General features: G+C 73.7%; 8 protein-coding genes and 1 pseudogene. 2 read left to right on the top strand and 7 right to left on the bottom strand.

What is annotated here, in order from left to right; translation table 11 throughout:
* Both ABZ714_RS11980 and ABZ714_RS11975 read right to left on the bottom strand, forming a co-directional pair.
* Positions 1 to 2,823 carry an EAL domain-containing protein gene (locus ABZ714_RS11980; protein WP_358825065.1) on the bottom strand — a complete coding sequence of 941 codons (2,823 nt, stop codon included), beginning with the start codon at positions 2,821 to 2,823 and terminating at the stop codon, positions 1 to 3.
* A 429-nt stretch (positions 2,824 to 3,252) separates the two neighbouring features.
* A pseudogene (locus tag ABZ714_RS11975) lies at positions 3,253 to 4,198 on the bottom strand (2-hydroxyacid dehydrogenase).
* A 132-nt stretch (positions 4,199 to 4,330) separates the two neighbouring features.
* Between ABZ714_RS11975 and ABZ714_RS11970 the strand changes: the two are divergent.
* Both ABZ714_RS11970 and ABZ714_RS11965 read left to right on the top strand, forming a co-directional pair.
* Positions 4,331 to 5,359 carry an aldo/keto reductase gene (locus ABZ714_RS11970; protein ID WP_358825064.1) on the top strand — a complete coding sequence of 343 codons (1,029 nt, stop codon included), beginning with the start codon at positions 4,331 to 4,333 and terminating at the stop codon, positions 5,357 to 5,359.
* 200 nt (positions 5,360 to 5,559) lie between these two features.
* Entirely contained in the window at positions 5,560 to 6,729 is a 1,170-nt protein-coding gene (locus tag ABZ714_RS11965; RefSeq protein ID WP_358825063.1) for a PQQ-dependent sugar dehydrogenase, read from the top strand.
* Between the two features lie 574 nt (positions 6,730 to 7,303).
* On the opposite strand, the gene ABZ714_RS11960 is transcribed toward ABZ714_RS11965, so the two are convergent.
* From ABZ714_RS11960 to ABZ714_RS11940, 5 genes are all read right to left on the bottom strand, one after another.
* Positions 7,304 to 10,366, bottom strand: coding sequence for an AAA family ATPase (locus tag ABZ714_RS11960; RefSeq protein ID WP_358825062.1), 3,063 nt, complete (start codon positions 10,364 to 10,366; stop codon positions 7,304 to 7,306).
* Between the two features lie 92 nt (positions 10,367 to 10,458).
* Positions 10,459 to 10,641 (bottom strand): hypothetical protein, encoded by a 183-nt coding sequence (locus ABZ714_RS11955; protein WP_358825061.1) that lies wholly within the window; start codon positions 10,639 to 10,641, stop codon positions 10,459 to 10,461.
* Positions 10,642 to 11,320: 679 nt separating this feature from the next.
* Positions 11,321 to 12,112 (bottom strand): GNAT family N-acetyltransferase, encoded by a 792-nt coding sequence (locus tag ABZ714_RS11950; protein ID WP_358825060.1) that lies wholly within the window; start codon positions 12,110 to 12,112, stop codon positions 11,321 to 11,323.
* 78 nt (positions 12,113 to 12,190) lie between these two features.
* Positions 12,191 to 12,793: a GNAT family protein gene (locus tag ABZ714_RS11945; protein ID WP_358825059.1), complete on the bottom strand. Its 603-nt coding sequence runs from the start codon at positions 12,791 to 12,793 to the stop codon at positions 12,191 to 12,193.
* A 2-nt stretch (positions 12,794 to 12,795) separates the two neighbouring features.
* Positions 12,796 to 15,111, bottom strand: coding sequence for an MMPL family transporter (locus ABZ714_RS11940; protein WP_358825058.1), 2,316 nt, complete (start codon positions 15,109 to 15,111; stop codon positions 12,796 to 12,798).
* Between the last annotated feature and the right edge of the window lie 284 nt (positions 15,112 to 15,395).

The raw sequence follows: 15,395 nt of genomic DNA, 5'->3' as shown, positions 1-15,395 counted from the left end.
TCAAGCCGGTGGGACGCGCGTCTCAGTATGTGAGCCGTTGCGCATCCGGAACGAGCCACCCGACGCGCCCCCCGTCAGGGCGGGCAGGGCGATCTCTCCCGTCACCGGATAGTCGTCCCTGACCAGGGCGCGGCGCAGCCGGTACTCGTCCAGGGCGCCCGCGAAGGCGGCCCCCTGACCGTGGGTGCAGCCCATCGCCCGCAGGGCGAGCACCTGCTCGGGGAGGTCCACCCCCTCGGCGACGGACTCCATGCCGAGGTCGCCCGCGATCGCCAGCAGCCCGCTGGTGATCTTGTACTGACGGGAGGACTCCACGATCCCGTCCACCAGTCCCCGGTCCAGCTTCAGTACGTCCAGCGGAAGCCGCCGGAGCGCGCCCATGGCGGCATAGCCGCCGCCGAAGCCGTCCAGGGCGATCCGGACGCCGATTCTGCGCAGCGCCATCAGCCGCTGCTCCAACTCGTCCAGGGACGCCCGGGTGTCCTGGTGGATCCGGGGGTCGTGGTCGGACAGTTCGATGGTGAGCGCCCCGGAGGGCAGTCCGTGCCGGGCCAGCAGCCGCTCGACGCTGCCGGGCGGCAGGGACCGGTCCAGCAGCCTGCGGGTGGAGACCCGGACCGTCACCGGGACGTGGTGGCCGCGTCTGCCGCGCTCGGCGGCCTGGGCCACGGCCTCGTCCAGCAGCCAGCGGCCCAGTTCGTCCGCCCGGTCGCCGTCGCCGGAGACCCGCAGGAACTCGGCGGGGGTGAAGAGGATGCCATGGGCGGAGCGCCAGCGGGCCTGGGCGGAGACCGCGTCGATCCGGCCGCTGGCGAGATTGACCACGGGCTGGTGGAGCAGGGCGAACTCGCCCTCGTGGAGCGCCGTACGCAGCCGGGCGGCGAGTTCCGTCCGGCGGACCACCTCGGCCTGCATCTGGGGCGCGTACAGCTCGACCCGGTCCTTGCCCGCGGCCTTGGCCCGGTACATGGCGAGGTCGGCGTTGCGCATCAGCCCGGAGGGGCTGATCCCGGGCTCGGCGAAGGCGACGCCGATGGAGGCCGCGACCCGGACGTCCTGGCCGTCGATCCGGTACGGCTGGGAGAGCGTGAGCCGCAGCCGGTCGGCGATCTCCACCACCTGGGCCTCGCGGGACGCCCGGTCGCGGGTGCCGTCGCCGAGGATGAGGGCGGCGAACTCGTCGCCCCCGAGCCGGGCCGCGGTATCGCCGGACCGGACGGACTCGGCGAGCCGTCCGGCCGCGGCGATCAGCAGTTCGTCGCCCGCCTGGTGGCCCAGCCGGTCGTTGACGCCCTTGAAGCCGTCGAGGTCGATGAAGAGCACGGCCGTACCGATGTCGGAAGCCCGCCGGCCGCCGATGGCCCGGTGGACCCGCTCGGTGAAGAGGGCCCGGTTGGGCAGATCGGTCAGCGGGTCGTGTTCGGCGCTGTGCTGCAGCTGGGCCTGGAGTCTGACCCGTTCGGTGACGTCCCGGCTGTTGAAGATCAGCCCGCCCTGATGGCGGTTGACGACGGACTCCACATTGAGCCACTCGCCGTCGCCGGAGCGGAACCGGCACTCGATCCGGGTGGTGGGCTCGTCCGCCGGGGAGGCGGCCAGGAATCGCCGCACCTCGTGGACGACCCGCCCCAGGTCCTGGGGATGGACGAGACAGGCCAGTTCGGAGCCGGTCAGCTCCTCGGCGTCCCGGCCGTAGACACCGGAAGCGGCGGGGCTGACGTACCGCAGTATCCCGGTCGGCGCGGCGATCATGATCACATCACTGGACCCCTGGACGAGGGAGCGGAAGTGGTTCTCCTTCTCCGCCAGTTCGTCGGTGAGAGCCATATTGTCCTGGAGCATGATCCCCTGCCGGACGACCAGCGCCAGGACGACGGTACAGGCGGTGAGGACCACGAACAGGTCGACCCGGCGGCCCTCCACGACGTGGAAGAGGATCCCCAGCGTGCAGACGGCGGCGGCCAGATAGGGCGTGAGCGCGGGGAGGGAGCCCGCGACCGGCCGTCCGGGCTGTCGGAGCGGGCGGGCGGGTTCGGGATGCCTGCGGGCGCCCCAGGGGGCGTAGGCCAGCAGCAGCGACCCGGCGAACCAGCCCGCGTCCAGCAGCTGGCCCGAGCTGTAGTTCGCCCGCAGCAGCGGGGAGGTGAAGAGCGCGTCGGAGACCACCGTGAGCGCCAGGGCGGCGACGGCCGTGTTCACCGCGGAGCGATGTCCGCCGAAGCGCCTCAGATGCAGCGCCAGCACCATGCTGACCAGCACGATGTCCAGCATCGGATAGGCCAGTGAGAGCGCCGCCGGCGCCACGCTGCGGCCCTGGGCGTTGGCCGTGTGGGCGAGCGCCAGACTCCAGGAGAGCGTCAGCAGGGATCCGCCGATCAGCCAGGAGTCGAGGGCCAGACAGACCCATCCGGCCCGGCTCACCGGCCGCTTCGCCAGCACCAGGAGCCCGACGATGGCGGGCGGCGCGAAGCAGAGGAAGAACACATCGGCGACGGACGGGCTCGGCACGGGCTCGTCCAGCACCACCTCGTACCAGCCCCAGACGGCATTGCCGATCGCCGCCATCAGGGACGAGAGCGCGAACAGCAGCCAGGCCGGACGGAGCCGGGCCGGCATCCGGCGCGCGTAGCAGAGACAGGAGACGGCGGCGACCAGCGCCGCCGCGCTCAGCCCGAAGTCACCCATGATCAGGGCGAGTTCGCGCGAACCCCAGCCGAGCGTGGCGCCGACGGCATAACCCGAGCAGACGACCGCCAGCAGCAGCGGGGTGAGGATTCCACCACCCGGCGACGGCGCGGCGCGGCGCGCCTGGACGGCGGTCACCGGACCGCTCCCCTGATCGTTGATCCCGGAGGGTGCGAACAGCGCGCCCGGACATTCCACCCAGGCCGTCGGTGGCGCCCCCGCCGCGCAGGATCCGTGGTCCGTAGCCATTGGCCGTACATCGCCCGTCGCCCCCCTCGAAATCCGATCGGCAGTCGGGCCGTCACGCTGCACCACCCCATGCGGGTGCGGCCCCCAAGTCGGGACTTTACACCAGCACCGTCACTCAGGGACATAGCACCTCTACACACAGTGACGGCATGAGGGCGTCGCGGCGCGCCCGGCGATCGGATGACTTCGCAGTGTTTCCGGCTGTGACGTCAAGTGCGGTGGGTGTGGAAGGGATCGGGGTGGCGGGTTCTCACCGGTCGGGGCGTTCCGGGCCCCGGGGGCGTACCGAAGTGTCCGGGGTGGTGAACGGGGAGCGCGTCAGGTGGTGAGGATGACGTTGGCCAGGGGTTCGCCCGCCGCGAACCGGGTCAGCTGGGTCGCCAGCAGCCGCCGGGCCCGGGGCGGGAACGCCGAGGTGGAGCCGCCGACATGCGGGCTGATCAGCACTCCGGGGGCCCGCCACAGCGGATGTCCGGGCGGCAGCGGCTCGGGATCGGTGACATCGAGCGCCGCCGTCAGCCGTCCGCTCGTCAGTTCGGCGAGTAGTGCGCCGGTGTCGACCACCGGGCCCCGGGCGACGTTCACCAGCAGCGCCCCGTCCTTCATCCGGGCCAGGAACGCCGCGTCCACCACCCTTCGTCACTTCGGTCAACGGGGTGGCCAGAACGACCACATCGGCTTCGGGGAGCAGAAGGGGGACATCGGTGAATGGACGCACCGGACCGCGCGCGGTGGTGCGGGGGGAGCGCGCGACGCGCAGGACCCGCGCACACTCAAAGGGAGCGAGCCGGTCCTCGATCGCGGCGCCGATCGATCCGTAGCCGATGATCAGCACGGTCTTGTCGGCGAGCGCCGGATAGAAGCCCGCGTGCCACTCCTCGGCGTCCTGGCCCCGGACGAAGCGGGGGATCCCGCGCAGGGAGGCGAGGATCAGCGCCAGGGTCAGCTCGGCGGTCGACGCCTCGTGGACCCCCCTGGCGTTGCAGAGGCGTACACCGGAAGGCAGGGTTCCGAGCCCGGGTTCGACATGGTCGATGCCTGCGGTGAGTGTTTGTACGACCCGCACGGAGGCCATCGCGGGCAACGGACGGACCGCGATCTCCGTCCCCTTCAGGTAAGGCACGGTGTAGAAGACGCAGTCGGCCGGGTCCGCGGGGAAGTCCGGCTCGCCGTCCCAGTGGCGGTAGACGAACCCCGACGCGTCCGCCGGGGGCAGGCCGTCGATCTCGTCGGCCGGTATGGGCAGCCACACATCCGCAGTCATGGTCACGAGGTTAGAACGTGCCGGTGGCGGGCGCGCGCGGCCGGGTGGCACGGCGAGCGGGGACGATACCGGGGAGTTGGTTAGTTTGGTGGCGTCCGGCGGCGGACGAGGGGAAGCGGAGGGCAGGGGCGGGTGGAGCGCAGGACGATCGGCGCGGCGGCGTTGCGGGTGGGCGCGGTGGGGCTGGGGTGTATGCCGATGAGCTGGGGATACACCGCGTCGCAGCGACGTGGGGACCGGTCGCAGCGGACGGTGCACACGGCGCTGGACACGGGCACCACCCTGCTGGACACCGCCGATATGTACGGGCCTTTCACCAATGAGCTGCTGATCGGCAGGGTGCTGCGGGAGCGCCGCGCGGACGCCTTCGTATCGACCAAGGTGGGACTGCTGGTGGGCGACGGGCATGTGGTGGCCAACGGCCGCCCCGGCTATGTCCGCCGGGCCTGTGACGCGTCCCTGCGGCGGCTCCAGACCGATGTGATCGACCTCTACCAGTTGCACCGGTCCGACCCGGAGGTGCCGGTGGAGGAGACCTGGGGCGCGATGGCCGACCTGGTCACGGCGGGGAAGGTGCGGGCGCTCGGGGTGTGCGCGGTGGGGGCGGCCGCGGGTGTCCGGGCGTTCCGGCGCGGCGGGGCCGCGCCCGGGGATCCTTATGACGGAACGATCCGGCGGCTGGAGGGGCTCCAGCAGGTCTTCCCGGTCAGCGCCGTCCAGGCGGAGCTGTCGGTCTGGTCGCCGCAGGCGCTGGCCCGGCTGGTGCCCTGGTGCGAGGCGCGCGGGGTGGGCTTTCTGGCCGCGATGCCGCTGGGCAGCGGCTTCCTCACCGGCACCCTGACACCGGGCGGGGGGTTCGAGCCGGACGATCCGCGGGCCCGTCACCCCCGGTTCACGGCGGAGATGATGGCGGCGAACCAGCCGCTGGTGGCGGGGCTGCGCCGGATCGCGGCCCGGCACGGCCCGGCGACGACCCCGGCGCAGGTGGCGCTGGCGTGGGTACTGGCCCAGGGCCGCCATGTGGTCCCCGTACCCGGCGCGAAGCGGGAGGAGTGGGCGCTGGAGAACGCGGCGGCGGCGGACGTACGGCTCACCGCGCGCGACGAGTCGGAGATCGCGGCGCTTCCACCGGCCCGGGACTCCTGGGACGCCTGGGACTGACGGGCGGCGGAGCGGTCCGTCAGGCGAGCGGCCGGGTCCGGCAGGCGGCGGGGGCGGCGGTCCGGCGGGCGGCCGGGGGCGAGCGGGGCGGGGCGCGATCCGCCGCCGGTCGGTGAACTCCGGTCCGGGGAAAGGGAACCCGAACGGCCCGGGCGGTGTATGAAAGGTAGTCACGCGCTCCTCGGGAGCCGGTCGAAGGGATGGGAATCGTGCGACGAGCTGGTGTGAGGGCCCTGCTGGCCGCGGCCGTGCTGACGGCGGGCACCGCGTGCTCGTCGTCCGGCGGCGGACCGGGCCCCGCGGACCGCACGGCGTCCCCGGGCGCCTCCGCCTCGGCGGGCTCCGGCGCGAGCCCGTCCCCGACGGGCCCCCCGGCCAAGGGATCGGCGACCGTGACCGCGACGGTCGCGAAGGGGCTCAAGTCGCCCTGGGGCGCGGTCGCCCTGCCGGACGGCGATCTGCTGGTCTCCTCGCGGGACGAGGGGACGGTTTCCCGGGTCGACACGGAGACCGGGAAGGTCACGGAGATCGGCTCGGTGCCGGGGGTCGCCCCCAGCGGCGAGGGCGGTCTGCTGGGGCTCGCGCTCTCGCCGTCCTTCGCCGCTGACCGCCAGGTATACGCGTACTTCACCACCGAGTCCGACAATCGCGTGGCCCGGCTGCGGTACGACGAACGCCGCCCGGCGGGCCAGCAGCTGGGCGCCCCGGACACCGTCCTGCGGGACATCCCCAAGGGCGTCGTCCACAACGGCGGACGGATCGCCTTCGGCCCGGACAAGATGCTCTACGCGGGAACGGGCGAGGCCGGCGAGGTCGGGCTCTCCCAGGATCCGGAGTCCCTGGGGGGCAAGATCCTTCGGATGACCCCCGACGGGCGGCCCGCGCCGGACAATCCGACGCCCGGGTCGTTGGTGTACTCCCTGGGGCACCGCAATGTGCAGGGCCTTGCCTGGGACGACGGCAAGCGCCTGTGGGCGGCGGAGTTCGGGCAGAACACCTGGGACGAGCTGAACCTCATCCAGCCCGGCAAGAACTACGGCTGGCCGAAGGCCGAGGGCAAGAAGGGCGATCCGGCGTTCGTGGACCCGGTGGCCCAGTGGAAGACGGAGGAGGCGTCCCCCAGCGGGATCGCCTTCGCCGAGGGCTCCATCTGGATGGCCGGCCTGAGGGGCGAACGCCTCTGGCGGATCCCGCTCGCCGGACCGGCCCCCTCCGCGAAGCCCCAGGCATTCCTGGAAGGCGAGCACGGCCGCCTGCGAACCGTACTGGCGGCGGGCGGCTCCCAGCTCCTCCTGATCACCAGCGAGACAGACGGCCGCGGGGCGCCCGCGGTGGACGACGACAGAATCCTCCGCCTCTCGATCCGCTGACCCCGGGATTCGTCCGGCCCGCGCCCCCGCCGAACCCGTCCGGATTCGGGGCGGCCCACTCGCGGCCCCGCCCGACCGGATCCGTCCGGCGCCTGCGCCTCTGCCTCGGTCTGCGGACCGTGCGTGGTCGCTCGCGCAGTTCCCCGCGCCCCCAATGCCTTCGGCACGGTGGGCCCAGTGCCACCTGGGTTGCCCTCCCACCGCCCTGGGGGAATGGGGCCGCTTTACGGGCTACGGGCCGGAGGTGCCCCCTCCGGAGGAGTTTCGCCCGCGCGCCGTCCGTGGCTGGTCGCGCAGTTCCCCGCGCCCCTAAATGCTCTCCCTGGCACCGTCCCTGGAGAAGGACCCGCTCACGGGAAGAGGGCCCGGCCTCTTCCCAGGGGAGGTGACGAGGGCAACCAGGGGCGCTGGGGGTCCCCCATTGCCGAAGGCATAGGGGGCGGAACTGCGCGAGCAACCACGGACGGTCCGCGGACACCGAACAGCGCCGGCCCGCCAGGGCCAAAACGTGGCGGCCCGGGCCGCGAGTCGGCACGGCGTCCGGAGAGTCGGCGGCTCCCCGCCCGGCAGGGTGCTACGCCGCCGGGGGAACCGGTTCCGGAGGGAAGAGGCGGAAGCGGTGGGCGATCGCCGCCGCCTCCCCCCGCCCCGAGACGCCCAGCTTCGCCAGGATGTTGGAGACATGGACGCTCGCCGTCTTGGGCGAGATGTAGAGCGCCTCGGCGATCTGGCGGTTGCTGCGGCCCACGGCGACCAGCCGGAGGACGTCCTCCTCGCGGGGTGTCAGCCCGAGTACGGGGCCGGGGCCCTGTTCCAGGGGGACGGGCGGCTCGGGTTCGTCGGGGGCGAGGCTGATCCGGGCGCGCTGGGCGAGGACGGCGACGTCCTCCGCGAGCGGTCGCGCCCCCAGCTCCGCCGCGCTCTCGGCGGCGGCGCGGAGCAGTTCGGTGGCGTGGGCCCGGTCCGTGGTCAGCAGGCTCTCCGCCCAGCGGTGGCGGACCACGGCCAGGCCGTAGGGGAAGTCCGCCCGCTCGAACGCGTCGACGGCCTCCGCCCAGTCCGCGGCGGTGTCCGTGCCCCGGGCCCGGAGCAGTTCGGCCCGGACCCACCGTTCGTGTCCCTGCCAGAGGGGGACGGTCGCCGCGAGGCCCTTCGCCAGCCGCTCGATCCGGTCGAGGATCTCCGCCCGGCCTTCTTCGGCGGCGGGCAGCCCGCGGATGTCGGCCTCGGCGGTGGCGGCGATTCTCAGCAGCGGCCAGGCGTAGCGGTAAGCACCGGGCGGGAAGCCGTCGGCGCCGGTCCGCAGCAGTGCCGCCCGGGCGTCGGCGATCCGGGCCTCCGCCGCGGCCAGGCCGATCTCGATGGTGTCGATGTAGAGGGTGCTCTGCGGGCTGGGGCTTTCGGTGCCGAAGTGGCCCCGGGCCTCCCGCTGGTGGCGCGCGGCGGCCTCGTACTCCCCCCGGCCCAGCTCCAGCGTGCCGAGGACGGCGACGGCCCAGCCCCGGGGCTGGGGTCCGTAACCGACTTCCCTGGCCCGTTCGGCGGCGGTCCGGGCCTCGTCCCACCGGCCCAGGGTGTAGCAGGACTCGGCGAGATTGCCGAGCATCCACGCCTCGGAGCCGGCGAGTCCGTGCCGGGCGGCGGTCTCCAGTCCGTCCCGGAGGAGCCCGGCGGCCTCCCGGGAGCGGCCGACGCTCTCCAGGCTGAAGGGCAGATTCACCAGAGCGGAGGAGATCAGGTGCGGAATGCCCAACTCCAGGGCGCGTTCCTTGACCGCGTACATCTCGGCGAGTCCGTCCTCGATGTGTCCGGCGTCGGCCATCAGCCCGCCGAGACAGAATCTGGCGGTGAGTTCGGTCTCCTCGTCGCCGACCATCCGGGCGTACTCCACGGCGCGTTCGGCGGTGGCCAGGCTCTCGGGCCCCGGGGAGTGGACCCGGTACCAGTGGGCGATCTCGGACAGGACCTGGGCGTGCACCACGGACGGCGGCAACCCGCGGACCAGCTCCTGGGCCTCCGCGAGTTCGGCCCAGCCGTCGCCCCGGCCGAGGGCGCAGACCAGCTTGGACCGCTGGACGCCGAACCAGGCGGCACGCAGCGCGTCACCCTCGCCGACGGCCAGCCGCTGCCCCCGCTTGGCGATCTTCAGGGCGCGCTCGCGGTCCCGGCTGTACCGGCCCGCCACGGTGGCCTCGGCTATCAGGTCGAGAAAGCGCATCGGGGTGGTCTCGGGGTCGCAGCCGCACGGCGGGAACGCCTCCGCGTAGTCCACGGGCCGCAGTTCGGTCCGTACGCCCTCGGGGGCCGCGTCCCAGAGCTTCATGGCCCGCTCCAGCAGTCTCAGCTGCTCCGAGTAGGCATGGCGGCGCCGGGCCTCCACGGCGGCGCCGAGCACGGCGGGCAGCGCCTTGGCCGCGTCGTTGGCGTGGTACCAGTAGCTGGCGAGCCGCATGGCCCGCTCCTCGTCGGGCACGAGCCCCGGATCGGCCTCCACGGCCGCCGCGTAGGCGCGGTTGAGCCGGGAGCGCTCGGGCGGCAGCAGATCGTCGCTGACGGCCTCCCGGGCCAGGGCGTGGCGGAAGCGGTAGCCCCCGCCGTCGGCCGTGGGCTGGACGATATGCGCCTCGACGCCCGCCCGCAGCGCCTCGATCAGATCGTCCTCGGGAAGCCCGGCGACGGCGAGCAGCAGTCCGTGTTCGACCGTGGAGCCGCCTTCGGCGAGGATCCGCACCACCCGCTGGGCGCTCTCCGGCAGGGCCTCGACCCGGACCAGGAGTATGTCCCGCAGGGAGTCCGAGAGTCCGCAGGTATTGCCCTCGGCGAGGCTGCGGGCGAGTTCCTCGACGAAGAAGGCGTTGCCGTCGGAGCGTTCGAAGACCCGGTCCAGCAGGTCGGAGTCGGGTTCGGCGGCGAGGATGCCGGTGAGCTGGCGCCGGACCTCGCCCCGGTTGAACCGGCCCAGTTCGATCCGGCGGACGGCCCGGGTCCGCTCCAGCTCGGCGAGGAAGGGCCGGAGCGGATGGCGGCGGTGTACGTCGTCGGAGCGGTAGGTCGCCAGGAAGAGGAGTCGGCCCCGGCGCAGGGCGCGGGTGAGATAGGTGATCAGATGCCGGGTGGACGCGTCGGCCCAGTGCAGGTCTTCCAGGACGAGGACGACCGGGCGGTCCGCCGAGACCCGTTCCAGCAGCCGGGCGGTCAGTTCGAAGAGGCGGGCCAGCTCCTCGTCGTCGTGGCCGCCGGACTCGCCGCGCGGCTGTTCGGCCAGCTCGGGCAGGAGCCGGGACAGCTCGCGTTCGTGTCCGGCGACGGCGGCGGCCATCTCGTCGGGCATCAGCTGCCGCAGGGTGCGCAGCGCGGCGGAGAAGGGGGCGAACGGCAGCCCGTCGACCCCGATCTCGACACAGCCGCCGACGGCGAACGCCGCGCCCCGGCGGCATGCCTGCTCCCACAGCTCTTCCACGAGCCGGGTCTTGCCCACCCCCGCCTCGCCGCCGATGAGCACCGCCTGCGGTTCGCCCGCCGGATGGGCGGCGCCCTCCCCCGCGGCACGGCTCAGCACGCCGGTGAGTACGGACAACTCACCGGCGCGTCCCACGAACACCGGACTGACGGACCTGGTCTCCACGTCGCCGAGCATCGCACAGTCGTCCGACGGCCCGGCAACCCCGCCGGACCGTCCTGTGGACAACTCGCCCGCCGCGGTCCCGCCGCCGGTCGTCCGGAGCATCGTCAGGCGGCCGGGACGTATCGGTCGGCCGGTGTCACCCGGCCCTCTCCGGCCGTGGCGGCCCGTTGCGCCGCGCGGCGGGCACGCCGGGCGAGGCGGTGCTGCTCGGCCCGGCGGATCAGCTCCGCCCGGTACAGCTCGGACGCCTGAAGGGCCTGGTGGGTGTGGAAGAACTGCTCGGACACGGGTACTCCTCGGGTGGTTCGGACGGTGGTGTCTCCACGGCGACTGCCGTGTCACCAATCTCCGCTCCCAGGAGGCCCGGTCGCATCGGGCGTCTGCGGTATCCCTCGCCGCCCGACTGCCTTAGGCGGCCCTGTCCGGCCCCGGCCGGACGGGCCGGATGCCCTAAGGCACCCTCCTCAGACGACTCATCGCCCGCTCCCGAGGCTCTTCGGCCCCCGACCGGCCCGGTGCCGGGCGATATTTCCGGCGCGGCGCGCCCGGGCCGTCTCGTGTGGATCCTGCCGGGCTCGCGGCCCTTGTGCGCACTCCCCTGGGCCCGGCCACCCGGGCCCGTTCTCCGCCTCGCGATCGCATGTGTCCGGAGAGTCCCGCCCGACCTGCACGGGCGACCCCGTGGCCCTTCGGGCACGGGACGTACCCCGGTGCTGGAGGGGATCTCCCCCCGGGAAGTCCCGTACGAGGGAAGCCTCCCCTGGCTTCGCCGGGGATCCGCACCGCCGTCGTGGCACCGGACGCCGCCGGCCCCTCCTTCCGGGCGGACTGGGCTGCGTTGCCGGACACGGCCCGGGGCCTGCCCCGGACACCGGCCGGGCCGGAAGGCCCCCGCCGCCGGGCCGTACCTCAGCGCGCCCCGGGTCGCACCGCCGCGCCCGGGGCACCGGGCACCGGGCACCGGGCTCAGTCGCGGCGCGCCGCAAGGCGGATGTACGGCGTCGTCGTGGCGAGGGCCCGGAAGCCGAGCCGTTCCAGTACGGGACGGCTCTGGGCGCCCGCGTCGACCTGGAGCCACTGACAGCCGTGGGCCGCCGCGATCCGGGCCCGGTGGGCGACCAGGGCCCGGTAGACGCCCCGCCCGCGCCATCCGGGGACCGTACCGCCGCCCCACAGGCCGGCGAAGCCCGTACCGGGGTAGAGCTCCAGCCGGGCGGCCGAGACGGGGACGTCCCCGGCCATCGCCAGGGTCAGCGCGGCCGTGTCCTGGCCGAGACAGCGCAGCAGCAGCTCGCGGGTATCGGCTGAGCCGGGTCCGAAGGCGGCCCGATGCGCCTCGTCCATCAGGGCCACGCCTTCGGTGTCGGTCACGTCGACGATCCGCACCCCTTCCGGAAGGACCGGTTCCACGGCGAGCGGGGCGGCGGCGCCGACCATCAGGGTCTCCTCGTCCTCAGCCACGAACCCGGCCGCGACCAGGCGCTCCGCGAGATCGGCCGGCCGGTCGTGGGAGTAGAGCTTCCATTCGGCGTCGACACCGAGCGCGTCGAAGTGGGCGGCCTCGGCGGCGATGGCCGCGTCGGCGGTGGTCTCGTCGAGGCCGGACCACAGGATGCCGTTCCAGTCGGGCCCGGTGAACCGCACGACGTCCCCGACGCGTTCGATCAGATTCTCCGGGGCGTGGTCGACGGCGTCCCGGCGGATCCGCCGGTCGTAGAGGGCGAGCACGGCCGCGGGGTCCGTCACGGTATAGGTCATGGACTCATGGGAGCACCGGGGACCCCGAGCCCACCACCGGGTTTCCCCGGGAGCCCCGCACCCGCCCGGCCGGAAGGGTCAGCCCTCCGCCGATGCCCCGGCTCCCCCGGCCTCCGCCGCCTCCCGCAGCTCGCGCCACTCGGGGGCGAGTACCGACCAGACCTCCATGTCGTACCGCTCGCCCCGGTGCGGGAACGACTCCCGCAGTACGCCGTCCCGCCGCAGCCCCAGCCGCCGGGCCACATTGACGCTGGCCGTGTTGGCGGAGGCGGCGACCCACTCGACGCGGTGGACGTTCCGGACGTCCACGGCCCAGTCGATCAGGATGCGTACGGACTGGGTCACCAGCCCCCGGCCGACCGCCGCGGGCTCCAGCCAGCAGCCGACCTCGCAGGTGCCCGCCGCGTCGTCGAGGGAGACGAAGAGGACTCCGCCGACGAGGGTGCCGTCCAGCCAGATGCCGTAGATCCGGCCGCCGCCCGCGGCCTGCCGGTCCGCGTACCTCTGGAGCAGGGTCCGGGCGCCCGCCGGGTCCGCGGCGGCGTCGGCGAAGCCGATGTACCGGCCGATGAACTCCCGGCCGCGTTCGACATGGGCGTAGAACTCCTCGGACTGCCACGGCTCCAGCGGCCGCAGCTCCGCCCGCTCGCCGTCCCGGGTCCGCAGGGGTATCGCAAACATCGTCATCCGTCCTTCGTCGTACCGGAGCGCCGGCTGTCGCGCGGGGCGTCACGATCCGGTCCGGGCACCGGGATGGCCGGTCCGCCACCGCCACCGGCTCCGACGTGCGCGTACCGCTGTTCGGGGATCTTCGCACGGCGGCAGTCGGGACGCTCCACGGAGATCCGGGGCAGGATCCGCTCCAGCCAGCCGGGCAGCCACCAGTTCGCCCCGCCGAGCAGATGCATCAGGGCCGGCACCAGCAGGGTCCGCAGGACGAAGGCGTCGAGGGCGACGGCCGCCGCCAGCGCGATCCCGAACATGGCGATCACCCGGTCGCCGCTGAGGACGAAGGCGAGGAAGACCGCGATCATGATCACCGCGGCGGAGTTGATCACCCGGCTGGTCTCGGCCAGGCCGACCCGGACCGCCCGGCGGTTGTCGCCGGTCTCCAGCCACTCCTCGTACATCCGGCTGACCAGGAAGACCTGGTAGTCCATGGAGAGCCCGAAGAGCACCGAGACCATGATCACCGGCAGGAAGGGCTCGATCGGGCCCGCCCGGCCGAGCCCCAGCAGCTCGCTCCCCCAGCCCCACTGGAAGATCGCCACGACCACCCCGAAGGACGAGGCGACGGCGGCGACGTTCATCACCGCGGCCTTCAGCGGAATGCCTACGGAGCGGAAGGCGAGCAGCAGCAGTACGCAGCCGAAGGCGACGACCGCGCCGACGAAGAGCGGCAGCTTGCCGACTATCACCTCGGCGAAGTCGTCGTACCCCGCGGTCACTCCGCCGACCAGCACGGTCAGGGACGTACCCGCGGTCGCCCGGGGCAGCAGCTCGCCTCGGAGCCGGTCGACCAGCTCGCTGGTCGCCTTCGACTGCGGCGCCGAATCGGGGACGACGACGACCAGCGCCGTATCGCCGTTTCCGCTGTACGTCACCGGGCCCGCCGAGGCCACCCCGCGCGCGTCCCGCAGCGCCTCCGGGAGCCGGTCGGCGGCGACCCGGTCGGCGGCGCCGTCGATCCGGGCGACCAGGGTCAGCGGCCCGTTGACCCCCGGCCCGAATCCGCCGCCGGAACCCTCCCCCTGCCCGGGGCCGCCGTGCGCCAGCAGGTCGTACGCCTTGCGGGTGGTCGAGGACGCCGGGTTGTTGCCCTGGTCGGAGGTACCGAGGTGGAGGGAGAACGCGGGCAGCGCCAGGACCGCCATCACGACCACGGCGATCGCCCCCAGCAGGACCGGGCGGCGCTCCACCAGGGCCGCCCAGCGGGCCGCGAACCCGGTCGGCACCTCGGGCCGGGGCCCGTGCTCGGCCAGCCGTCTGCGTTCCCGGCCGCCCAGCGCCCGGGGGCCGATGTACGACAGCAGGGCGGGCAGCAGGGTCACGGACGCGGCCACCGTCAGTACGACGGTCAGGGCGGCGGCCACGGCGACGCCGTTGAGGAAGTCCAGCCGCAGGATCAGCATGCCGAGGAGGGCGATACAGACGGTGGCCCCGGCGAAGACGACGGCCCGGCCGGTGGTGGCGACGGCGTTCCGCGCGGCCTCGGCGACCGGCAGACCGGCCCGTAGCCCCTTGCGGTGGCGGGTGACGATGAAGAGGGCGTAGTCGATCCCGACCCCGAGGCCGATCAGCATGCCCAGCATGGGGGCGAAGTCGGCCACCGTCATCACCCGGCCGAGGAGCACGATGCCCGCGTAGGCGGTACCGACCGAGACCAGGGCCGTGGCGATCGGCAGCAGACTGGCGGCGAGGGAGCCGAAGGCGAGGAAGAGCACCACGGCCGCGACGGCGACCCCGACGGCCTCCGCCGTATGCCCCGGCGACGACTCGGCGGCTCCGGCGGCCGGTCCGCCCAGCTCCACCCCGAGCCCGTCGTCGCGCGCGCCCTCGGCCACGGCCGTGATCTCGGCGATCCGGGATTCCGGCAGCTCCGCGACGGGCCGGTCGAAGACGAGTTCGGCATAGGCGGTACGGCTGTCCGGGCTGATCCGCCCGGCCCCGTCGGGACCGTACGGGCCGGCGACGGCGGCCACTCCGGGTACGGCCGCGATCTCGTCCAGGGCGGCGGTCATCCGCTCCTGGACGGCCGGGGCGCGTACGGTGCCGCGTTCGGTGTGCCAGACGACGGTGTCGCCCTCACCGGCGAGTTCGGGGAAGCCTTCGGCGACGAGGGCGGCGGCCCGGCTCGACTCGGTGCCCGGGACGTCGTAGTCCGTGGAGTAGGCGGTTCCGGCGACCATCGCCGCCGTGCCCGTGCCCACCAGGGCGGCCAGCCAGATGAGGACGGTGGCGAGTCGGTGCGCGATGCACCACCGGGCGATGGCTGCCAACGACGTGCTCCCTGGTGGTTCGTGGATCTTTGGCCGGGGAGTCGGGACAGCCCGCAAAGAACGCGAGGAGACTCACAGAAGTCGGAGGCGGGGAGAGCCCCTGCCTCTGGGGGCACTCTGCCAGCCAATCGTGATCGTTTGCCCCTTTGGAGGCATTTCGTGGGCTTCCTCACAGCCGACAGGAGGGCCCGGACGGCCCGGACCACCGGGCGGGTGCCGGGGGCACTCGGGCGATCACGGCCGGTGGCTTTGCTCCGGAGCGCACCCTTCCGAGGTGTTCGTCC

It is taken from the genome of Streptomyces sp. NPDC006798 (assembly GCF_040635975.1).
In the GTDB taxonomy this organism is placed as follows: domain Bacteria; phylum Actinomycetota; class Actinomycetes; order Streptomycetales; family Streptomycetaceae; genus Streptomyces.
This window is presented reverse-complemented; position numbering and strand designations above follow the sequence as displayed.

Excerpts from the sequence above, each read along its gene's own strand:
- ABZ714_RS11965 (WP_358825063.1), top strand. The coding sequence starts at position 5,560 with ATGGGAATCGTGCGACGAGCTGGTGTGAGGGCCCTGCTGGCCGCGGCC.
- ABZ714_RS11960 (WP_358825062.1), bottom strand. The coding sequence starts at position 10,366 with ATGCTCGGCGACGTGGAGACCAGGTCCGTCAGTCCGGTGTTCGTGGGA.
- ABZ714_RS11950 (WP_358825060.1), bottom strand. The coding sequence starts at position 12,112 with ATGACCTATACCGTGACGGACCCCGCGGCCGTGCTCGCCCTCTACGAC.
- ABZ714_RS11945 (WP_358825059.1), bottom strand. The coding sequence starts at position 12,793 with ATGTTTGCGATACCCCTGCGGACCCGGGACGGCGAGCGGGCGGAGCTG.